The following is a 21,104-nucleotide window of genomic DNA, read 5'->3' on the forward strand; positions in this document are numbered from 1 at the left end:
GGTAAAATTCCCCAGTTTTCCGCGCCTAAACTACTATAGCGTTGATTTTCGACTGGTATCAGGCAGTTGGAAAAATCCCTATAGGGTTTTTCCCATAGTCATCGGCCGGCCCATCGCCTGACGGTTTGGAGGCGGGCGAGGCCATCAACGATTCGTAGTGAGGCAGCGGCCCCATGCCGCGAATCCGGCCGCAGCCGGATTCGCGTGCGGAGGAGAGGGCCGGTGCCGCCTCAAAAATGCCCCTGCGGGCATTTTCCAAACGGACTCTCAGGCCGCCGGCGTGTTGACGCCCATCGACGTGAGATAGCGCTTGATGTTGCGCGCCGCCTGGCGAAGGCGCTGTTCGTTCTCCACCATGGCGATACGGACGAAGCCTTCGCCGTCCTCGCCATAACCGACGCCCGGCGCCACCGCGACTTCGGCATGGGTGAGCAGCTGCTTGGAGAATTCCAGGCTGCCCATTTCCTTCAGGGCCGGCGGCAGCGGAGCCCAGGCGAACATCGATGCCTTGGGGCTGGGGATTTCCCAACCGGCGCGGCCGAACGCCTCCACCATCACGTCGCGGCGCTTCTGGTAGAGGTTGCGGTTCTTCTCGACGATGTCCTGCGGGCCGTTCAGCGCGGCGCAGGCCGCCGCCTGGATCGGCGTGAAGGCGCCGTAGTCGAGGTAGGACTTCACGCGCTTCAGCGCGGCGATCAGCTTCGGGTTGCCCACCGCGAAGCCGACGCGCCAGCCGGCCATCGAGAACGTCTTCGACATCGAGGTGAATTCCACCGCCACGTCCTTGGCGCCCGGCACTTCGAGGATCGAACGCGTCGGGTTGCCGTCGAAATAGAGTTCCGAATAGGCAAGGTCGGACAGGATCCAGACCTTGTTCTCCTTCGCCCAGGCGACCAGGCGCTCGTAGAACGCGAGATCCACCGTCTCAGCCGTGGGGTTCGAGGGGTAGTTGACGATCAGGATCGACGGGCGCGGCACCGTGAAGGCCATCGCGCGGTTGAGCGATTCCCAATAGCGTTCGTCCGGCGTGGTCGGCACCGAACGGATCGTCGCGCCGGCGATGATGAAGCCGAACGTGTGGATCGGGTAGCTGGGGTTGGGGGCCAGCACCACGTCGCCCGGCGCGGTGATCGCGGTGGCGAGGCTGGCGAGGCCTTCCTTGGAACCCATCGTCATCACCACTTCGGTCTCGGGATCGAGATCGACGTTGAAGCGGCGGCCGTAATAGTTGGCCTGGGCCTTGCGCAGGCCGGGAATGCCCGACGAAGCCGAGTAGCCGTGGGCGTCTTCCTTGCGGGCCACTTCGCACAGCTTGTCGATCACGTGGGCGGGCGGCGGCAGGTCCGGATTGCCCATGCCGAGGTCGATGATGTCCTTGCCCGCCTGGCGTGCCGCATGACGCATCGCGTTGACTTCGGCGATAACGTAGGGCGGCAGTCGCTTGATGCGGTAGAACTCGTCTTCCATGACCTCTGTGAATCCATAAAACACGCGGCGAAAAGTGCCGCGCCGGTCCCTGTAGGGGAATAAAGCCCTCGCGCAAATGGCCGATGCGCAATCGTGTGACGGGAAAGCGGGGGACATGCGCAAGTTTTGTCCGATCGGCTTTGCCAGTTGGCGGCGGGCGGGGCACTCGATAGGAAAGTGATCGAGGGGATTCGCATCGGATCCTTCCCTTCGGAGTTCGACCGCACATGGCGACCGACGCCACCGACCTTATGGCCAAGCTTTTTCAGGATCACGCCAGCCAGGTAACCGGCCTGTTCGGCGGGCTAGTCCCCAAGGAAGGCACGCCGGAGGCCGAAAGCGCGGTGCACTGGGCGGAAATCGCCAGCCGCATGCATTCGATCTGGACCGATTTTCAGGTGGAGCAGATCGGCAAGGCGAAGGACGGGCAGGGGCACTGGTCGGACCCGCTGAAATGGATCGCCACCGCCGAATCCGTGGCGCGCCAGCTTCCGCTCTCCGATCCTGAAGTGCAGCAGCGGCTGTGGAACGACGCGGCCGGGCTGATCAACGGGGTGCTGGCGCAATACGGGCTGGGGCCGGACGCGAAGGAAGCGGGCAAGGCGGAAGCAGACCCCGCGCTGCCGCGATCGGACGGCCGCTTTGCCGATCCCGAATGGCGTCGCCAGCCGTTCTTCGCGGTGCTGCACCAGCTTTACCTGATGCTGGCCGAGCAAATCGTCGGCATGGCGGAAAAGGCCGAAGGGCTGGAAGCGGCCCGCAAGGCGCAACTGATCTTCGCCACCCGCGCGATCGTCGACGGGCTGAGCCCGGCCAACTTCCCGATGACCAACCCGGTCGCGCTGGAGGCTGCGCGCCGGTCTCAGGGCGAAAGCCTGATCCGCGGGTTCGAGAACCTGCTGGACGATATGCGCAAGGGCCAGCTGACCCACGTTCGCCCCGGCGCCTTCGTGCTGGGTGAGAATATCGCGGTGACGCCGGGCAAGGTGGTGTTCGAAACGCCGCTCTATCAGCTGATCCAGTACACGCCGACCACGGACGATGTGCTGAAGACGCCGCTGCTGATCTTCCCGCCGTGGATCAACCGCTTCTACATTCTGGACCTGAACGCGAAGAAGAGCTTCGTGCGCTGGGCGGTGGAGCAGGGCACGACAGTGTTCATGGTCTCCTGGAAGTCGGCCGATGCCTCGATGGCCGACCTTGCGTGGGACGACTATATCGCCGCGCAGGTCCAGGCGATCGACGTGGTGCGCGATCGGCTGGATGTGCCTTCGGTCCACACCATCGGTTATTGCGTTGCCGGTACCACGCTGGCCGCCACGCTGGCCGTGCTGGCGCGCAAGGGGGAGGCGGACAAAGTGGCCAGCGCCACCTTCTTTACCGCGCAAGTCGATTTCGAGGATGCGGGCGACCTCAAGGCCTTCGTGGACGACCAGCAGATCGAGACGATCGGCAAGCTGTCCCCCGAAGGCTATCTGGACGGGCGCTACCTTGCCGCCACCTTCAATATCCTGCGCGGCAACGATCTGATCTGGAGCACGGTCGAAAAGAACTACCTGATGGGCGAGCAGTATCCCGCCTTCGACCTGCTGCACTGGAATGGCGACGTCACCAACCTGCCGGCGAAGTGGCACCGCAGCTATCTGCGCGATCTCTATCGCGACAACCGGCTGGTAGTGGCGGATTCGCTGCAGGCTTGCGGCGTGCCGATCGACCTGCACCGGATTGCCACGCCCACTTATATCCAGGCCGGGCGAGAGGATCACATCGCCCCGCCCGGCAGCGTGTGGAAGCTGACGCATTATCTGGCCGGGCCGTGGACGTTCGTGCTGGCAGGTTCCGGCCATATCGCCGGCGTCGTCAATCCGCCGTCCGCGAACAAGTATCAGTACTGGACCAATCCGGCGAAGGCCGACACGCTGGAAAGCTTCGTGGACGGGGCGGAGGCGCATCAGGGCAGCTGGTGGCCGCACTGGATCGACTGGCTGCGCGGGCTGGACGGAACCGAAGTGCCGGCACGCGGCAAGCGCCGTCCCGGCGGCCGTGGTGACAAGGTGATCGAGGATGCGCCGGGCCGCTACGTCATGACGCGCTGAGTGGGGTGGCGGGCCAACGCTTTGGCCTGCGCCGCCACCGGTACACCGAAGTTGCTCCAAAGTTTCCGGCGCAATCTCTTTCGAGATCCAGCGGTTAAAACGCAGCCGGCTGCCGTTCCTGGCCGGTGCGCACGGGATCGATGTGCCATTCTGCCGGCGCCCGCGGGAACATAGGCCGCTGCGGTCCATTTCCGATGCAGTCGTACTATACACCTGACTTCAATGCCTTACGTCTGGGCTTCCGAGGCCGCGCGCCTTAACGGAGCATTCCGCCGGTGGTGTCGCGGGCTTGTTCGCGCGCGTACATGTTGCAGTGCAACATTTTCATGATGCGGTGCAGCAAGACCCGATTGACTTCGATGCTGTGACCGCATATTGTGCAACGCAGCAAAAGAATTCTACGAATCGCAGGAATTTCCAGACTTGGTTTTACGGAGAGCCTGAAGGGTCGGCGGATCGCTTTGACGGTCCTGCGGCACGAATGGCTCGAACATCGTCTATCGCTACGATTCTCGCCAGGAACGCAGGAACAGTCAGATGGCCGGCAACGAAGACAAGGATGACGCCCTCGCCGAAAAGGCCTACGCGGCAGCGGCTGAAAGCAAACCCGTGATACCTTCCGCAACGAACAAGACTGAAACCGGCAAAGTTGCGCCTGCGAAGGCGGCGACTGCCAAGGCCGATGCGGTCTCAGGACCCGTTGGTGATGCGGTGAAGGCCGTGCCGACAGCCGCTCCTGCCGCAGAAGCGAAGGAAGAGGCGAAGGCGGCGCCTGCGCCTGCCGCCACACCGAAGCCGGTGGTTTCGGCTCCGGTGGTTTCGGCCCCGGTCGTTGCCGCGAAGCCGGAACCGGTGGTTGCCAAGCCCGCGATCAAGGTTGCCCCGAAGCCGGTAGCCAAGCCCGCGAAGGCGAAGGTGGCCGCGAAGGCGAAGGCTCCGGTCAAGGTGGCTGCGAAAGTTGCGGCCAAGCCGGCGGCAAAGATCGCGCCGAAACCTGCGGCCAAGCCTGCAGTGGCAGCGAAAGTGGTGGCGCCGAAGGTTGCCGCCAAGTCCGCACCCAAGCCCACTGCTCCTGCCACCGCTCTCAAGGTGGCGGCGGCCCGGAAGACCATTACCAAACCGGCAGTCGCTGCGCGCGCGCCTGCCGTTCTCAAGCCGGCCCTCGCGGCCGGAACGGGCACGGCGAAAGCCGCACCCGCCAGCGCCGCAAAGACAGGCCCCGCAGCGAAGACGGGCGCTTCAAAAACAAGCTTCGCAGGACTGATATCCAACTTCATGCTCGAGGATACGACGATGGACATGAGCGCTAATTTCTCTGCTTTTCAGGATGCCGTGACGGAAGCCCAGACCAAGGCCAAGGCTGCCTTCGAAAAGAGCTCCAGCCTGTTCGGCGAGCTGGGCGATTTCACCAAGGGCAACGTTGAAGCCGTGGTTGAATCGGGCAAGATCCTCGCCGAAGGCCTGCAGGGCCTGGGTTCGGAACTGGTTACGGAAGGCCGTAGCTCGTTCGCGACCATGACCGGCGACATCAAGGAACTGGCTGCCGTGAAGTCGCCGACCGACTTCTTCAAGCTGCAGGGCGACATCCTGCGCAAGAACTTCGACACGGCCGTCGCCTACAGCTCGAAGAACAGCGAAACCATGCTGAAGCTGTTCAGCGATGTGGCCGCCCCGATTTCGGGCCGCGTCAGCATCGCCATGGAAAAGGCCCGTCACGCGGCTGTTTGATCTTTTGCCCGCGCCCGGTTCGGGCGCCGGCAGATCTCCCGGACAGTCCTGAGAGAGGTCGATCCGTCGGCCGGGTGGAGCGGTTCACCCGGCCGATGTCCGGTCACCGGCCGATAATTGGCGGTCTTTCGGGTGGTTCCTGCGGGGCCGTGTTGCGGCCTGTAGCCGCTCCGGCGCGACAATGTTCGACGCAGACCTTGTTTCCCGGGCGGTCGATACGATATTCTGCTGCCATGTACTCCCCGAATTTCGATTCCTTTCCGAGCTTTCCGGCGCCTCTGCGCGCTGAATGCCTGTGCCCTGAAACCCTGCGTGCCGATTTCCGGGACGATGGTTCAGTGGGGATGGAGGGAATCGCCGGTCGTGTGAAAGCCGGCCCCGATTCGGACGGCCATGACGGTGACGGTAGCGAACAGGTCGGCATCGCCACCAAGACCCGCGCCAAGCCGAAGAAGCCTAGCCAGTTCAAGGTCTTGATGCTGAACGACGATTACACCCCGATGGAATTCGTGGTGATGGTCCTCAAGCGTTTCTTCCATATGGATCTGGAGCAGGCGACGCGGGTGATGCTCCACGTTCACCAGAAGGGCGTGGGCGTCTGCGGCATCTTCCCTTACGAGATCGCCGAAACCAAGGTGAACCAGGTGATGGATTTCGCCCGGCAGAACCAGCACCCGCTTCAGTGCACGCTGGAAAAGGCCTGATTCGGGCTTTTCGGGGTCTCGGCTGAGGCCCCTTTACGCGATACCCGCGATTACGGCCTAGCCGGCGGTCCCCGCCGCAGTCTCTTCGGCGTGTTCCGGCTCCACGTCATCGGTTGGAACAACCTCGTCCTCGAAGTGCTGCGACAGGGCGCGGAACAGGGCAGCCACAATGGCTGCGCAGCGCGACCGTGCGACGGCTTCCGAATCGATCGCCGCGTCTTCCTTCACGATCCGGACGCTTTCAGCCGTGGGCGACAGCGTATCGATGATCGCCAGCGCACCGTGGGGGATCAGCAACCGCGCCGCGTTCTCCTCCTCACCCTTGCGAACCGATGCGGCAATGCCGGTGGAGAGCAAGGTCCAGCCGGCTTCATCGATGCGCCGTCCCGCTTCGCCGAACACCACCAGCGCCTCCAGCACGATGATGCCTGCCTGCGCGCGTTCGGCCGCTTCGGCGCGCTGGGCGAAGCGTTCCAGGTCCTGCGCAAAGCCCAAGGCATCGGTGCGCAGGATGTCATCGGCCATGAAGAAGACGCGGGTATCGAAGTGGTCGGGCAGCATGGCGGGGGATCCATGTTAACAAAATGGAGGAAGGGGAGTGCCGCCTGCGATTTGCGAGATCGGCCAATTCGCCGGCCGCTGTTCGAGACTTGGCCTCCGCGCGCAATCGTGAAACGATCCCGTTTAACGGTGAAATCCAGCAATTGCCGTGACTTGGCGGAATTTGGAAAACCGCCGTCCGGCGCCGTTCCCCGTGTTCTCCGCCCGGCGCGCGGGTGCCGCCTTCCGCCGCTTTGGGGTCTCGCGCCGCCGCGTTCTTCACATCATCGTGGACAATTCGCTTTGCCCACCTGCGGCAAGCGTTTAAGGGCCTCAGATGCACGGTTTTGTGACGACATTCCGGTGAACCCTTCAGCGTGAAATTCCTCAGCGCCATCGATCGATACATCCTCCGCCTGGTGGTGATGCCCATGCTTGGCATCTTCCTGCTGGCGGCCTCTCTGCTCGTGCTCGACAAGATGCTGCGGCTGTTCGACTTCGTCGCGACGGAGGGCGGCCCGATCGGCGTCGTCTTCAAGATGCTGGCGAATCTGCTGCCCGAATATGCCAGCCTGGCGATTCCGCTGGGGCTGATGCTGGGCATCCTGCTGGCCTTCCGCAAACTGGCCACGTCCAGCGAACTGGACGTGATGCGCGCCGTTGGGCTCAGCTACACGCGGCTGCTGCGCGTGCCTTATATACTGGCGATCCTGCTGGCGGGCGTGAACTTCGCCATCGTCGGCTACCTGCAGCCGCTGGCGCGCTATTATTACGAGGAACTCAATTACGAGCTGAAGTCGGGTGCGCTGGGCGCCTCGATCAAGGTGGGAGAGTTCACCGCGCTGAAGGATCGCATCGCCCTGCGCATCGATCAAAGCCGCGACGACGGCCGCCGGCTGAACGGTATCTTCGCGCGCGTGGCCAACGACAAGGGACAGGTGCTATCGATCTCCGCGCGCGAGGGGCAGTTCCTGGCGCTGAAGGGCGCGCCCGATACGATCATCCTGCGGCTGGACAACGGCCAGATCATCCAGGACATGCCGGGCAAGGACCCGCGCGTGCTGACCTTCACGCGGCATGATTTGCCGATCGAGCTGCCGCAGGTGGAAAAATTCCGCCAGCGCGGCGGGCAGGATCGCGAATACCTGCTGCCCGAACTGATGAAGCTGGGCTGGAACAACAGCCTTCCGAAGGAAGAGCGCGTCTCCAGCCAGGCAAACTTCAACTATCGCATGGTCGAAGTGATCATGATGCTGCTGCTGCCTTTGCTGGCGGTGGCGCTGGCGATCCCCCCCAAGCGATCGACATCGGCGCTCGGCCTGTTCGTCTCGATCGTGATGGTGGTGGCCTATCACAAGGTCAACCAGTACGCGGCCGACGTTGCCTCGCTGGGCAAGATGAACCCGATCATCGGCCTGTGGGGCCCGTTTGCGCTGTTTGCCGCACTGATCGTGTGGATGTACTGGCGCGTCGCCTACGTGCCGGGCGGGCAGCCGCTGGGCTGGCTCGAAAAGGGTTCGGACATCGTCATCAAGCGGCTCAAGTCGCTGCTCAAGCGCCACCGGCAAGGCCCGATCCTGCCCGAACCCGCCTCGGAAAGCGGGGCCTGACCTGGGATGCAGATGGAATTTTTCCCTTCGCGCACACTGACCTGGTACCTTGCGCGCCTGTTCGTCACCCGCATTTTCGCGGTGCTGCTGATGCTGGTGCTGGTGCTTCAGGTGCTGGACCTGCTGGGCGAGAGCGGGGACATTCTGGCCTATCCCGGCAATGGTCAGGCGCAGTTGTTCTACTACGTCACCCTGCGCGTGCCGCAGCTGGTGGCACGTTTCCTGCCTTATTCGGTGCTGCTGGCGACGATCATCACCTTGGCCACGCTGAACCAGAACAGCGAAGTCATTTCGATGAAGGCGGCGGGACTTTCCGCCCATCAGGTGCTGGCGCCGCTGATTCTGGCCGCTTTCATCATTTCGACGGGCAGCCTGGCCTTCAACGAACGCGTGGTGACCCGCGCCAGCGCGATGCTGAATGCATGGCAGGGGGTGAAATACGGGCCGATCCCGAAGGATCCGGGGGGCAGGGCCAACCTCTATCTGGCCGATGGGCGCGACCTGATGATGGCGGGCAGTATCGACGGGCCGGACAACGGCATGGTGCTGCACAACATCACCTTCTACCGCCGCGACGACGCGGGGATCATCACCGAGATGGTCCGCGCCGACCGGGCGACTTTCGCCAATCCGGGCTGGCGCTTTGAGAACCCCACGGTTTTCGACGTGCCGCGCACGACGGTAACTCGCGTAGCCTCGGTCACTCTGGCGCCGGGGATCACGCCGGCGAAGATTCTGATCTCCAAGGTCGATGCCGATTCGCAGAACATCATCGAACTGACCCGCTCGATAGAGGCGATGAAGATTGCCGGCCGGCGCACCAGCGAGCTTGAGGCTGCATGGTGGCACAAGCTTTCCGGGCCGTTCTCCTCCGTGCTGATGCCGCTGCTCGGCGCGGTGACCGCGTTCGGCCTTGCCCGCTCCGGCCAGCTGCTGATCCGTGCCGTGATCGGCATGGCGCTGGGCTTCGCCTATTTCGTGATCGACAATGCCGCCTTGGCCATGGGGAATTTCGGTGGCTACCCGCCGCTGATCGCCGCCTGGGCGCCTTTCGTGCTCTTTGCGCTGATCGGTGAGACGGTGCTGATACGGACGGAAGAGTAGAAAAAGGTCGCGCAGGCCAACAGCGTCGGGGAGACCGATTGGCTGCACCGCAAGGAGCGCACTACGGATAGACGGGGCGCGACGCAGACATTTCGAGGGTCTGGGGGATCATCCCCCAGGACTTCTCTTCTTCCTTCCCCGAAACAAAAAAAGGCCCCGCATTCCGCGAGGCCTTTTTCATATCCAGCGCCGATCAGTGCGCCTTCATGGTGCTCTTGGCGAGCCGTTCCAGCAGCGGCATCAGGCCGGGGTAGTTCGCCTTGGAATAGGTCGATCCCGAACCGAACTGCTTGGCCAGACGGCGGTGCGCCTCTGCCAGCGAGTGATAGGGCATCGAGGGCAGCAGGTGATGCAGCGCGTGGTAACGCAGGCCCACCGGCGCCCAGAGTTCGGAATACTTCGCCGGCGGCGGCACGTTCACCGAATCGAGGTACTGCGCGGTGACGGTCATCGGATCGCCGTCGTTCTCCCAAAGGTGCGCGACCAGCGTGCGGACCTGATTGAGGAAGGCGGTGAGCGACATCACGCAGATCGCGATGAGCAGCGGGCGCCAGCCGTAGGCGTAGCTGGCGGCCAGCACGGCGATCGCCCAGACCGAGCAGCCCAGTTCCTGCCAGAACACCATGCGCGCGAACTTGCCCTCGGGCGGGCGGCGGCCGAACTGCGGGTTGATGGCGAGGGCGGAGGCGCGTTCCCACACCAGCTTGCGCAGCGGCGGCACGATCACGCCTAGCGGCACCAGCACGGCGGAACGGATCAGCAGCGCCACCGGCAGCAGGATCGCGGTGAGCGCGAAGACCGGCAGGCTCCACGGCTTCATCAGCGCCAGCGGCAGGTATTCCGGGTCTTCCACGGTGCCGTAGCGGGTGCGGGTGTGGTGGATCGTGTGCACGCCTTCATACATCAGCGAGGGGATCAGCATCGGGATGCCCACCAGCAGGTTCCACGCGAAGCGGAAGCCGGGCAGCGCATCGCGGTGGATGTGCGTCAACTCATGAATGAACAGCAGCGCGCGGTAGAGGGTGAGCGCCGAAAGCAGGCCGCAGGCCACGGCAACCCAGGGATTGCTCGCCAGAATGGCGCCCGCCAGCGCGGCATAGCCGACCACGGTGGAGGCCAGCATGTCGGGCCAATAGATTTCCGGACGGGCCTTGGCGATGTCGCGCGTCAGCTCGACGGCGGCGCGCAGCATCTCCTTGTCGTCGGGGATTTCGGACGAGCGCACGTGTCCGGCCACGTCACGTGGTGCAGCGGGGGACAGGGTGGTGGCATCCTGGGCAATCATACGTCTGGTTCCATAGTCTCCGGGCATAAATCCGGCCGGGTACGGGTTTTGCGAGTGCCTGCGCTTGCATCCGCTTGACAAGGTGGCGGGTGCGGCCGCAGGTCGCGATCCTGATTTTCCCCATAATGCGGAACAAAGGCAGGATCGTGGCCAAAGCCGAACTAGTCATCACACCCGTTTCCAGCAAGGCCGACCGCGCTGCCTTTGTCGATTACGCTTATCGGCACAATGCGTCAGATCAAAACTGGGTCGCGAACCTCCGCTCGGAGGAAATCTCCAAGTTCACCCCGGGCAAGAACCCGTTCTGGGATCACGCGCGCGGCCAGCTTTTCCTGGCAAAGCGCGGGGGTGAGGTTGTCGGCCGCATATCCGCGCACATCGATGAACTGGCGCTGAAACAGCCGCTGGAGCAGGGCATGGGCCCGGGCACCGGCAACTGGGGCGCGATCGAGGCGGAGGACGAGGACGTCGCCAAGGCGCTGATCGCCACGGCCGAGGACTGGCTGCGCGGGCAGGGCATGACGCGCGTGCTGGCGCCGATGAACCTGTCCGTCTGGGAAGAGCCGGGCCTGCAGGTGCGCGGGTTCGACCATGCGCCGATGGTGATGATGGCGCACCACGATTCGGCCTACCAGCCGTGGATCGAAGGCGCCGGGTACGATCGGGTGAAGACGCTCTACACCTACGATCTCGACGTTACGAAGCAGTTCCCGCCGCTGGTCCAGCGCATCGTTTCCTCGGGCGAGAAGAATGCCAAGATCCGCATCCGCGAAGTCGATCCCAAGCGCTTCGACGAGGAAGCGGCGCTGATCTGCGACATCCTGAACGATGCCTGGTCGGACAACTGGGGCTTCGTGCCCTTCACCGAGAAGGAAATCGAATATACCGGCAAGGCGCTGAAGCCGCTGGTCCACCCCAGCCTGATCCGCATCGCCGAGTACGAGGGCGAGCCGGTGGCCTTCATGATGACCTGGCCCGATCTCAACCAGGCGCAGAAGCGGTTCAACGGGCCCAAGGGCAAGCCGGGCCTGTTCGGCCTGATCAAGCTGCTGTTGTGGCTGCGCAAGCCGAACCCGGCGGACATGCGCGTGCCGCTGATGGGCGTGCGCAAGAAGCTGCAATCCTCGCGCCTCGCCAGCCAGCTGGCCTTCATGATGATCGAATACATCCGCCGCTCCGCCACCGCCAAGTTCGGCGCCAAGCGCGGGGAGATCGGCTGGATTCTGGACGACAACCAGGGGATGGTCGCCATCGCCGACGCCATCGACAGCAAGATCAACCGCGAATACGCGGTTTACGAAAAGGCGCTCTGAGAACGGTCAAGCGGTAGGTGCGGCGAGCTTCCGTCACCTACCGCTACAGCTCTGCCGTTGGATGAGGAAGCGGGATCCCCGCCGTCGCGGGGATGACGGGTAGTGGCTTGTGGCGGCTCTTGGTACTGCCGGTGTGCCGCTCCTCCGTGAACGTATTTTCACCGTCGCGCCCGGCACCGCACAGCATTTTCTTAATCGCTCGCCCCCTAGGCTTTCCGGAAAGGAAGGAAGAGGGCGCGCGATGAAGTATCGATCCTGGCTGATCGTGCCCGGCAACAACGAGAAGCGACTGGCCATGACGCAGGGCGTCGGGGCTGATGTCGTGGTGGTGGACCTGTCGGACACCATCCCCCGCGAAGGGCGGGAGATGGGCTGCCGGCTGGCCGGGCAATGGCTGGCCGCCAGCCGCGCGGCGGGCGGTGCCCGGCACAGCGCGCGCTGGGTGCGGATCAACAGCTTCGAATCGGGTCTGTGGCGCGACGATCTGGCCGCCGTCATGCCCTCCGCGCCGGAAGGGGTGATCCTGCCGAAGGCGACCGGGCCGGACGCAGTGCGCGAACTCGCCAGCGAGATTTACAATCATGAGGAACGCAACGGCATCGTCGCCGGGGCCACCCGGATCATGCCGGTCGCGGGGGAAACGGCCACTGCCGCGCTGCAGATTCCTCGCTACCTCGAATCGGCGCACCAGCGGCTGGACGGCCTGGCATGGGGTGCGGGCGGACTGAGCGCGGCGCTGGGCGTTCGGCTCCGCCGGGACGGGCAGGGCGGCTGGGGTGATCCCTGCAGCTTCGTGCGCGCACAGGTCCTGCTCACCGCCCATGCCGGCGGCATCCGCGCGGTGGAAGCACCGTTCGATCATTTCGAGGATGAAGTCGGGCTGGAACGCGCCGCACTGCGCGCGCGGGCCGAAGGTTTCACCGGCATGTTCGCCGTCCACCCGGCGCAAGTCGCGGTGATCAACCGGGCCTTCGCGCTAGGGGCGGATGAACTGGACGACGCGCGCGAGGTGGTTGCCGCCTTCGCCGCCAGCCCGCATCTCGGTTCGCTGGCGGTCGCCGGCCGCATGGTGGATCGCGCCGATCTGGCGCTGGCGCAGAACACGCTGGCACGCCACGCTCTGGCCCAAAACGCGGCGGTTCCGGGCCACGCGCCTCTCGAACGAATTCCCGGCGGCGGGACCATTCCCGGTCCCCTGGGCGAGGATGCCAAGCGGGGCGCTATTCTCCGGCCGGCTTGACCGGGGCGGTTCCTGCGGCTTCCTCGACATCGGCGGCCGCAGCCGCCGCAGCGTCCGCATCGGCATCGACCGCCGCCTGGCTGGCAGAGCCGCGCCCGCTGTCACGCCGCGAAGGCAGATCGGCCTCCGGCGCGGCATGGTCGTTCTGCGAACGCACGGTATCGTAAGGCGGCATGTCGTCGCTCACCGAACGTGGCAGCAGCGCGGCACCGGCAGCGGCCTTGTTGTTAGTCGGCTCCTGCTTGTTGCAGCCTGCAAGGGCCAGCACCGCCAGAGCAGGCAGCAGCGCGGCAGCGGGGCGGAACGGCAGGCTCATGCAGAAGTCTCCGGGGGCGTTACGGGCGGGCATGGACGGTCCAGTGCGGACAGGAAGGCATCGGCATGGGCCAGCAGCGCCTCGTCCCAGCGGGCATAGTCGGTATCGTGGCCCAGCCGCTTCAGGCTGGTGACGCCGAATTCGTCGATCCCGCAAGGGACGATGCCGGTGAAATGGCCCAGATCCGGGTGAATGTTCACCGAAAAGCCGTGCATCGTCACCCACTTGCGGATGCGCACGCCGATCGCGCCGATCTTCGCCTCGCGCCCGTCGACGTCCTTGGTCCAGATGCCGATGCGGCCTTCGCTGCGGAAGCTGTCCACGCCGAAGTCCTTGAGCGTATCCATCACCCAGCCTTCGAGGCCATGGACGAAGCCGCGCGCGTCGCGCGCGCGCTTGCGCAAGTCCAGCAGGACATAGCCGATGCGCTGGCCGGGGCCGTGGTAGGTATAGCGCCCGCCGCGCCCGGCCTCGACCACTTCGAAGCGCGGATCGAGCAGTTCGGTCAGATCGGCACTGGTACCGGCGGTGTAGACGGGCGGATGTTCCAGCAGCCAGATCAACTCGCGCGCCTCGCCCGCGGCGATGGCGGCGTTGCGGGTGGTCATTTCCTCAAGGGCGGCGCGGTAGGGGACCGGTTCGCTGCTGATGCGCAGTTCGATATCACCGGCCAAAGTCGTAGGGAAAGTCATGTTGCGTTGCGTGGCGTCATTCCCTGCGGTTATCAAGCCACTTTGAGTTGACCGCCCCTTCATGGCGGTGCCAGGAGCAGCAATGACGTTCGACAGCAATCGGGCCTGGAACGAGGCAAGCCGCGCGGTTTCCGCCAACAAGGAAGTGGTTCTCGCCATCGCGGGGGTCTTTTTCCTGCTGCCGCAGCTGATCTTCACCTTCTTCTTCCCGGCCCCGGAAATGGGCACGGGGCTGAGCGAGAAACAAGTGATGGACGCGGTGAGCGCCTATTACGCCTCGATTCTGCCGGTGATGATTCCCGTGGCGCTGTGTCAGGCGCTGGGCACGCTGTCGTTGCTGAGCGTGCTGGATACCGACCGCCGCCCCACCGTGGGAGAAGCGATCGGCAATGGTCTCAAGGGTCTGCTGGCTTACCTCCTCGCGCAGATCCTGATGGGCTTCGGGCTGATGACCATCGGCCTTGCGGCGGCGACCCTGTTCGCAGCGGCGGGCGGCATGGTGGGGGCGGTGATCGGCCTTGCCGTGGGCCTGTTCCTGGTGATCCCGGTGGGCGTGCGACTCTCGCTGGTGGGGCCGGTGATCGCGGTGGACAAGCTGCGCAATCCGATCGGTGCGCTGGTGCGTTCCTGGCGGCTGACGCACGGGCATACGGCGCGGATCTTCGGCTTCTATGCGCTGCTGTTCCTGGCAATGATGGCGCTGATGATCCTGGCCAATGTCGTTACGCTGCCGATCGGGCTGCTGGCGCCGAAGCACATTGCCGGGCTGATCGGCGCGGTGATCGAATCGATGCTGGCCGCGATCATGGCGCTCTATTTCGTGGCGGTGATCGGGCAGGTCCACCGCCAGCTTTCCGGCGCTTCGGCGGAAACGCTCACCAGCCCGTTCGAGTGACGGGCTTCACCCAGAGCGTGATGGCATCGGCCTGAACCAATGACGATACGGGGGGAGTTTCCCCTCTGACCCGCAAACAAAAAAGGCCGGCGTTCGCAACGCCGGCCTTTTTTGTTTTGCCGATGGCGGGACTTTTCAATCCTCGTCCTTCCAGCCCCACCACATGAAGCAGGGGGGAACGTTGATCGGCTCGATCGCATCGTCGATCCGCTTGAAGTGGCGGGCCATGAAGCTCTTGGCCTTGGGCGTGAACTGGTAGACCAGGAACGCGCCGCCCTTGCGGATCACGCGGTAGGTGGCGGCGGCGATGGCCGGGCCGACACCGTCGGGCAGGGTGGAGAAGGGCAGGCCCGAAAGCACATAGTCCGCCTTCTCATGCCCGTGCGCGCGCACGATCTCTTCCACGTCCGCGGCCGAACCGAGCACCGCGATGAAGCGGCTGTCGGTGATCGTGCGGCGAAGGTAGTCGATGAACAGCGGGTTCGTGTCGATCACGATCAGCTGTCCGTCGCGGCCAAGGCGATCCAGCACCGGGCGGCAGAAGGTGCCGACGCCGGGGCCGTATTCGACGAAAAGCTTGGTGTTCGCCCAATCGACGGGCGCCAACATGCGATTGATCGTGAAGCGCGACGAGGGGACGATCGAACCGACCATCACCGGGTTGCGCAGGAACCCCTCGATGAACACGCCCCAGGGTCCGAGGCTGTGCTTGATCTTTCGCTTGATTCGCTGGGGGAGCGCCTCTCGGGCAAGCTCGGTACTGGTCATGCTGGCGAAGACTCTCGCGTTGTTGTCGTCCTGCGAAGGGCGAAGGCGTGGCAGATCAAGGTGCACATTGCAAGCAAGCCGCTGCGCAATGTTGCAGAGCGATTACAAAATCTCGTGGACCTTTTCCATCGGACGGCACAGGCGCACGCCCTTGTCCGTCTCAACCAGCGGGCGTTCGATCAGGATCGGCTCTGCGGCCATCGCGGCCAGAACCGTGGCATCGTCCGCATCGGGAAGCCCGCGCTCCGCCGCGTCGGTGCCGCGCATGCGGAGGCCCTGCTGCGGCGTGATTCCCGCATCCTTATAAAGCTGCGCCAGCTTTTCGGCGCTGGGCGGGGTCTTGAGGTATTCGATCACGGTAACCTCCACGCCGGGCGCTTCCTCCAGCGCGGCAAGCGTATTGCGCGATGTGCCGCACTTGGGGTTGTGCCAGATGGTCGCCTTCATGGCCTTGTCCTCTTTATTCAGGTGAAGCGGTCAGACCCGCTGCGGGTTCCCGGCCTGATGGATTGGAACCGGATGGATTCGGATTCAGCGCCGGAACCGCCCGTGCCGCATCCTGCGGGGCGATGCCGGGGGCAGGGGCGGCGCTGATGGTTTCCTCTCGCCGCAGCACCCGCCCGGCGCGTTGCACGGCGGCAAGCAGGCGCGGCTGCACGCCGCAGCGGCAGAGGTTCGGAATGGCGGCGCCGATCTCTGCCTCGCTCGGGTTGGCATTGCGCGCCAGCAGCGCGGCGGCGGAAAGGACGATGCCCGGCGTGCAGAACCCGCACTGGATCGCCTGCTCTGCCACCATGGCCTGCTGCACCGGGTGCGAGCGATCCTGCGACAGCCCTTCGATCGTGGTGACGAAGCGCCCTTCGCACTCGCCCAAGGTGACGAGGCAGGATCGCAGCGCGGCGCCATCGACCATCACCGTGCAGGCCCCGCAATCGCCGGTGCCGCAGCCATACTTGGTGCCGGTAAGATTAGCGCCTTCACGCAGGGCCCAGAGCAGCGGTGTCTGCGGATCCATGCGGATCTCGACCGGGTGGTCGTTAAGGGTCAGGCGCGCCATCGGCTTTCCTTAACCATGGTGCGGGCGGGATTCCAGTGCGGCAACAACAAGCTGTCCACGGTCATGCGAAGCCGGTGGCAAGCGCGCGGGCCCAGTCGTCGCGTCCGACGGCGGCATCGGCTGCGGCGGCCTGCCAGTCGTAGGTGACGGCGATCAGTTCGGCGCTCCAGCCTTCCGCCCCGCGCTCGATCACGGCGTAGCGCGCGTGCGGCGCGCCGGTCTCCATCACATGCGGGAAAGGATGGTCGTCGGCATAGGCGGGCAGGCCGACCGAGCCGGGATTGACCACCTGCCGCCCGTCGCCGAGCTGCACATGGCGCGGCTGATGGGTATGACCGCAAAGGATCATCGGCGCGCGGATATCGCCAAGCCGCTCGACAACTTCCTCCTCCCGCGCCGGGCGGCACCCGTCGGGCTCGACCGTTTCCAGCAGATATTCGAGGTCTGATCCCGGCGAGCCGTGGCAGGCGTAGAGGTCGCTCTCCAGCCACAAGGTCTCGGGCAGGGCGGCCAGCCACGTAAGGTGGCGCGGTTCCAGCCGGCCGATGGTGGCGGCGTCGGAAAGGCCCATCCGCTCGGGGGGCAGATCGAGCAGTTGTCGCTCATGATTGCCGCGAATGGTTTCGAGGCCGAGCGCCATCAGCCGGTCCGCCGTGCCCGCCGGATCAAGCGGGCCGCTGAGAATGTCGCCCAGATTGACGATCCGCCCGATCCCGCGCCGCTCCGCATCCGCCAGCACCGCGTCCAGCGCGCGCAAGTTGCCGTGGATGTCGGAGACGACGGCGATCTGCATCAGAGCATGACCTTTACACCGGCCCAGACCGTGCGCGGCACGCCAAGGTCCATCGACCCGGCCTGATTGCGCGTGACGATCGTCTCGTCGGTCAGATTCTCGCCGCGCAGCACCAGCGATACGGGGCCGGCGACGGGCATTTGCACATAGGCGTCCAGCGTCGTGGCGGCAGGCAGCACGTATTGCTCCAGATCGTCCTCGAACTGCGCACCGGTGTGGCTGACCGTCGCGGCAAAGCGCCAGCCTTCGCGCGGCAGCCACGCCAGCGTCGCAGTGGCGGAGAGCTTGGGCACTTGCGCCGGGCGCATCCCGTCCAGCGCCAGACCTTCCGCCTTCACTTTGGAATCGGTCCATGCCAGCGATCCGTCGAGCTTGACCGTGCCCAGATCGAGGGCGGCGCTCGCCTCGATGCCTTTCGCACGGATTGCATCGACGTTCTGGCGCTGCTGGACATTGGTGGCCACGGTGACGTTGGCGATGGCGTCCTTCAGGCGGTTGTCGAAGGCGGTGAGCGAGAGCGTCAGCGGGGCAATCGGGGTGACATCGATGCCGGCCTCATACCCGCGCAGACGTTCGGGCTTGAGGTTCGGATTGGCATTGGTCGTCACCGGGAAGACCACGTAGGGGCGGTAGAGTTCGTTCAGCGTCGGCAGGCGCATGCCGGTATAGGCGGCGGCGCGCAGGCTGATCGCCTGGCTTGCCTTCCAGACGATCCCGCCGCGGGCATTGCCTTCCCAGCCGGAGCGATTGGCATAGCTGTCATCCTGCGTCACCGCGCCGGTGCCAGGCGTGGCGGAGGTGTAGAAGCCGTTGCGGATCGTCCAGCGGTCGGCCCGGCCCCCGGCGGTGAGCACGACGTTGCCGATGGTCCAGTCGTCCTGGACGTAGAAGCCTAGGTCGGACTGGTCGCCGCCCGCGTGGCGCACCGCGGTGGCGCGGCCGGTTACGGCGGAATAGGGCAATTCCAGCAAGTGGCCGGAGGCCAGCTTCACGTCGGTGCCGATCCGCAGCACATGATCGCTGCCCACAGGAGGGCGCAGTTCGGCCTTGCCACCGATTGCGGTCGTCGGCGTGCGGTGCTGGTCGAGCGTCTTCTTGTAGCTCGTCGAGCTGATGACCACGTTGGAGAAGTCCTGCGCCTGCACATAGCCCAGCACATCGAACTGCCACTTGCTCCGGCCGACGAAGCGCAGCGAGGCCTGCTGGCCCTCGGAGGTCGAATCCGCGCCCTTGAAGCGCAAGGTGCGCGAATCGTCGTAGGCAAGCACAGCAGCCTGCACTTCGATATCCTCCGAAATCGGCGCGACGGCGCGCAAGGAACCCGACAGCGTTTCGAACGCGGCGCGGGCGGAGGCGGCGACGCGCTGGTCCTTCGGGGTCGTCCAGAAGCCGTCGCCCCGGTCCCACTGCACGCTGGCGACCAGGAAGCCGCTGCCCAGCTTCGGCGCGGCGGTGAGCGAGGCCTGCGTTTCGCCCCGGTCATCCACCAGAGCCTCACCCTGCAGCAGCCCGATCTGGTCCGGCCCGGCGCTGCTCATCTCGATCGTACCGGCCACCGCGCCCGATCCGAACGCACCGGAACCGCCGCCGCGCGTCACGCGCACGGAGCCGATCCGCTCGGGCGCGATGGCGCTGTAGGGGATGTAGCCGAAGAACGGGTTGGCGACCGGCACGCCGTCCAGCAGCACGAGTGTGCGGCTGGCCGCATTGCCGCCAAGCGCGCGCAAGTTCGCGCTCTGGGCCGATGGATTGGCGGAGCGGCTGTCCGACCGGCGGAACTGCGAGAAGCCGGCGACGGAGGACAGCACATCCTCGATCCGGCCCGATGCGCTGGCGGTCACCGCATCGCGGTCGATGATCTGCACGTCGTAGGCAGGTGTGGCCGGGCCATCGTCGAGGCCGTGGCCGCTGACGATGATCGGACTGGCTGGTTCGCCGGCTAATGCGGGGGTGGCGAAGGAGACGCTCGCCAGCAGGGCAATCTTGAGAGTCTTGCGCATGGGATCAGGCAGCCGCGATGTCCAGAACCAGCGGCTCCAGCCCTTCCACGGTGCCTTCCAGTCTGTCGCCGGGCGCGATCGGGCCGACGCCGGCGGGGGTGCCTGTGTAGATCAGGTCGCCGGGGGCAAGGTGGTACATGCGCGAAAGGTCCGCGATCAGTTCGGGGATCGACCAGATCATCTCGTCCAGCGGTGCGTCCTGTTTTACCCTGCCGTTCTGCGAAAGCGCGATGCGCTGGGTGCCGGGCGTGCCGAAATCGGCAGCGCGGGTGATCGGGGCGATGATTGCGGCGTTTTCGAAATCCTTGCCGGTGTCCCAGGGGTAGCCCTTGGCCTTCGATGCGTTCTGCAGGTCGCGGCGGGTCAGATCGATCCCGCAGGCATAGCCGTAGACCAGGCTCATCGCCGTATCGGTGGAGACTTGGAAGCCCTCGCCACCCAGGGCGATCACCAGTTCCATCTCGTAATGGCAATCCTGCGTGCCCGGCGGATAGGGGATCGACGCGGGAGAATTGCAGAGTGCGGCAGGGGCCTTGTTGAACCAGATCGGCGCCTCGCGGTCGACCGCGTTGCCCAGTTCGCGGGCGTGCGCGGCATAGTTGCGGCCCACGCAGAAAATGCGGCGCACGGGATAGCGGGCTTCCTCACCGACCACGGGGACCGATGGCGTTGCGGGCAGTTCGAAAAGCAGGCTCACGATCGAATGTCTCCAGTGGTTTCGCCACCGCATAGAGCGCTCGGACCGGCGCGAAAAGGCGCAAGCGTATTGCCGTTACGGCCCAAGCGCCTACAATCGCGGCGTGACCGAGAAACAATACCTTGCCGGGAGGTTGCTGCTGGCGATGCCCGGCATGTTCGACCCCCGCTTCGAACGCACGGTAAGCGTGATGTGCGTGCATGACGAGAACGGCGCGCTGGGCATCGGCATCGGCCGATTGCGCGAAGGCGTTCGCTTCCACGATATCCTGGAAGAACTCGATATCGATCCGGGCAAGGCCCCGAATTGCGAAGTGCACGAAGGCGGTCCGGTGGAGCCGGGGCGCGGCTTCATCCTCCATTCCACCGATTGGGGCGGCACGGATACCTTGCAGGTTCACCCGCTCTGCGCGCTGTCCGCCTCCATGGACGTGCTGCGCGCCATTGCCGAAGGGCGCGGGCCCAGCCGCTGGCTGATGGCGCTGGGCTATGCCGGTTGGGGCGCGGGGCAGTTGGAAGGCGAGATGCGCCACCACGGCTGGTACGCCGCCGATCCGCATCCCGAGATCCTGTTCGACACTCCGGTCGATGCCCGCTGGAGCGCGACGTGGCGGGCGGAGGGGATCGATCCCTCGCTACTGGCGAGCGAGACGGGGCGGGCGTGACGGGCCGCCTATCCTAACCCGCATACATTTGGTTGACCTCCTATCCTCGTCATCCCCGCGAAGGCGGGGATCCCGCTTGTTCCTCGATACGGGGCGATACCGCTCAAGAAAGCGGGACCCCCGCCTTCGCGGGGG

At 65.2% G+C, this 21,104-nt stretch carries 20 protein-coding genes; 9 read left to right on the plus strand and 11 right to left on the minus strand.

Annotation, left to right across the window (positions count from 1 at the left end; translation table 11 throughout):
* Positions 1 to 267 precede the first annotated feature (267 nt).
* Positions 268 to 1,467 (minus strand): LL-diaminopimelate aminotransferase, encoded by a 1,200-nt coding sequence (locus ACZ1JV_RS11855; protein ID WP_465151703.1) that lies wholly within the window; start codon positions 1,465 to 1,467, stop codon positions 268 to 270.
* A 227-nt stretch (positions 1,468 to 1,694) separates the two neighbouring features.
* On the opposite strand from ACZ1JV_RS11855, the gene ACZ1JV_RS11860 reads away from it, so the two are divergent.
* The 3 genes from ACZ1JV_RS11860 (at position 1,695) to clpS (ending at position 5,995) form a co-directional block, all read left to right on the plus strand.
* A complete protein-coding gene (locus ACZ1JV_RS11860; protein WP_465151704.1) occupies positions 1,695 to 3,563 on the plus strand; it encodes a PHA/PHB synthase family protein in 1,869 nt (622 codons plus the stop codon).
* Positions 3,564 to 4,100: 537 nt separating this feature from the next.
* Positions 4,101 to 5,291, plus strand: a complete 1,191-nt coding sequence (locus ACZ1JV_RS11865; RefSeq protein WP_465151705.1) for a phasin family protein — start codon at positions 4,101 to 4,103, stop codon at positions 5,289 to 5,291.
* 365 nt (positions 5,292 to 5,656) lie between these two features.
* Positions 5,657 to 5,995 carry an ATP-dependent Clp protease adapter ClpS gene (gene clpS, locus ACZ1JV_RS11870; RefSeq protein ID WP_465151706.1) on the plus strand — a complete coding sequence of 113 codons (339 nt, stop codon included), beginning with the start codon at positions 5,657 to 5,659 and terminating at the stop codon, positions 5,993 to 5,995.
* Positions 5,996 to 6,052: 57 nt separating this feature from the next.
* Here clpS and ACZ1JV_RS11875 read toward each other — a convergent pair whose 3' ends face one another.
* Positions 6,053 to 6,556 carry a hypothetical protein gene (locus ACZ1JV_RS11875; RefSeq protein WP_465151707.1) on the minus strand — a complete coding sequence of 168 codons (504 nt, stop codon included), beginning with the start codon at positions 6,554 to 6,556 and terminating at the stop codon, positions 6,053 to 6,055.
* A gap of 356 nt (positions 6,557 to 6,912) precedes the next feature.
* On the opposite strand from ACZ1JV_RS11875, the gene lptF reads away from it, so the two are divergent.
* Positions 6,913 to 8,145 carry an LPS export ABC transporter permease LptF gene (gene lptF, locus ACZ1JV_RS11880; protein ID WP_465136175.1) on the plus strand — a complete coding sequence of 411 codons (1,233 nt, stop codon included), beginning with the start codon at positions 6,913 to 6,915 and terminating at the stop codon, positions 8,143 to 8,145.
* A 6-nt stretch (positions 8,146 to 8,151) separates the two neighbouring features.
* On the plus strand, positions 8,152 to 9,249 hold the full coding sequence (gene lptG / locus ACZ1JV_RS11885; protein ID WP_465151708.1) for an LPS export ABC transporter permease LptG: 1,098 nt from the start codon (positions 8,152 to 8,154) through the stop codon (positions 9,247 to 9,249).
* 193 nt (positions 9,250 to 9,442) lie between these two features.
* On the opposite strand, the gene ACZ1JV_RS11890 is transcribed toward lptG, so the two are convergent.
* A complete protein-coding gene (locus ACZ1JV_RS11890) occupies positions 9,443 to 10,534 on the minus strand; it encodes a fatty acid desaturase family protein (RefSeq protein ID WP_465151709.1) in 1,092 nt (363 codons plus the stop codon).
* Positions 10,535 to 10,680: 146 nt separating this feature from the next.
* Here ACZ1JV_RS11890 and ACZ1JV_RS11895 point away from each other — a divergent pair, with 146 nt between their 5' ends.
* Together ACZ1JV_RS11895 and ACZ1JV_RS11900 are read left to right on the plus strand one after the other, a co-directional pair.
* Positions 10,681 to 11,847 carry a GNAT family protein gene (locus ACZ1JV_RS11895; RefSeq protein WP_465151710.1) on the plus strand — a complete coding sequence of 389 codons (1,167 nt, stop codon included), beginning with the start codon at positions 10,681 to 10,683 and terminating at the stop codon, positions 11,845 to 11,847.
* A gap of 241 nt (positions 11,848 to 12,088) precedes the next feature.
* Positions 12,089 to 13,087 carry an HpcH/HpaI aldolase/citrate lyase family protein gene (locus tag ACZ1JV_RS11900; RefSeq protein WP_465151711.1) on the plus strand — a complete coding sequence of 333 codons (999 nt, stop codon included), beginning with the start codon at positions 12,089 to 12,091 and terminating at the stop codon, positions 13,085 to 13,087.
* On the opposite strand, the gene ACZ1JV_RS11905 is transcribed toward ACZ1JV_RS11900, so the two are convergent.
* Positions 13,068 to 13,403, minus strand: a complete 336-nt coding sequence (locus tag ACZ1JV_RS11905; RefSeq protein WP_465151712.1) for a hypothetical protein — start codon at positions 13,401 to 13,403, stop codon at positions 13,068 to 13,070. The two genes, ACZ1JV_RS11900 and ACZ1JV_RS11905, sit on opposite strands and share 20 nt — an antisense overlap.
* Positions 13,400 to 14,095 (minus strand): lipoyl(octanoyl) transferase LipB, encoded by a 696-nt coding sequence (gene lipB, locus ACZ1JV_RS11910; protein WP_465151713.1) that lies wholly within the window; start codon positions 14,093 to 14,095, stop codon positions 13,400 to 13,402. The genes ACZ1JV_RS11905 and lipB overlap by 4 nt, the downstream gene beginning before the upstream one ends.
* Positions 14,096 to 14,177: 82 nt before the next feature.
* Between lipB and ACZ1JV_RS11915 the strand changes: the two genes are divergently transcribed.
* Entirely contained in the window at positions 14,178 to 14,990 is an 813-nt protein-coding gene (locus ACZ1JV_RS11915; protein WP_465136168.1) for a DUF7847 domain-containing protein, read from the plus strand.
* A gap of 135 nt (positions 14,991 to 15,125) precedes the next feature.
* Here the strand turns inward: ACZ1JV_RS11915 and ACZ1JV_RS11920 are convergent, their stop codons facing one another.
* The 6 genes from ACZ1JV_RS11920 to ACZ1JV_RS11945 all read right to left on the minus strand — a co-directional run bounded on the left by ACZ1JV_RS11920 (position 15,126) and on the right by ACZ1JV_RS11945 (position 20,305).
* On the minus strand, positions 15,126 to 15,758 hold the full coding sequence (locus ACZ1JV_RS11920) for a class I SAM-dependent methyltransferase (protein ID WP_465151714.1): 633 nt from the start codon (positions 15,756 to 15,758) through the stop codon (positions 15,126 to 15,128).
* Positions 15,759 to 15,860: 102 nt separating this feature from the next.
* Complete coding sequence (gene arsC, locus ACZ1JV_RS11925) at positions 15,861 to 16,205, minus strand: arsenate reductase (glutaredoxin) (RefSeq protein WP_465136166.1); 345 nt, start codon at positions 16,203 to 16,205, stop codon at positions 15,861 to 15,863.
* A 13-nt stretch (positions 16,206 to 16,218) separates the two neighbouring features.
* Entirely contained in the window at positions 16,219 to 16,815 is a 597-nt protein-coding gene (locus ACZ1JV_RS11930) for a (2Fe-2S)-binding protein (protein WP_465136165.1), read from the minus strand.
* A gap of 61 nt (positions 16,816 to 16,876) precedes the next feature.
* Entirely contained in the window at positions 16,877 to 17,608 is a 732-nt protein-coding gene (locus tag ACZ1JV_RS11935) for a metallophosphoesterase family protein (RefSeq protein WP_465151715.1), read from the minus strand.
* On the minus strand, positions 17,608 to 19,608 hold the full coding sequence (locus ACZ1JV_RS11940) for a TonB-dependent receptor (RefSeq protein ID WP_465151716.1): 2,001 nt from the start codon (positions 19,606 to 19,608) through the stop codon (positions 17,608 to 17,610). Before ACZ1JV_RS11940 ends, ACZ1JV_RS11935 begins: the two co-directional genes overlap by 1 nt.
* A gap of 4 nt (positions 19,609 to 19,612) precedes the next feature.
* Positions 19,613 to 20,305, minus strand: a complete 693-nt coding sequence (locus ACZ1JV_RS11945; RefSeq protein ID WP_465151717.1) for a fumarylacetoacetate hydrolase family protein — start codon at positions 20,303 to 20,305, stop codon at positions 19,613 to 19,615.
* A gap of 154 nt (positions 20,306 to 20,459) precedes the next feature.
* Here ACZ1JV_RS11945 and ACZ1JV_RS11950 point away from each other — a divergent pair, with 154 nt between their 5' ends.
* The gene (locus tag ACZ1JV_RS11950; RefSeq protein ID WP_465138590.1) at positions 20,460 to 20,969 is read left to right on the plus strand and encodes a YqgE/AlgH family protein; all 510 of its coding nucleotides are present in this window, start codon (positions 20,460 to 20,462) and stop codon (positions 20,967 to 20,969) included.
* Positions 20,970 to 21,104 lie beyond the last annotated feature (135 nt).

The organism is Novosphingobium sp. BL-S-19 (assembly GCF_055521675.1).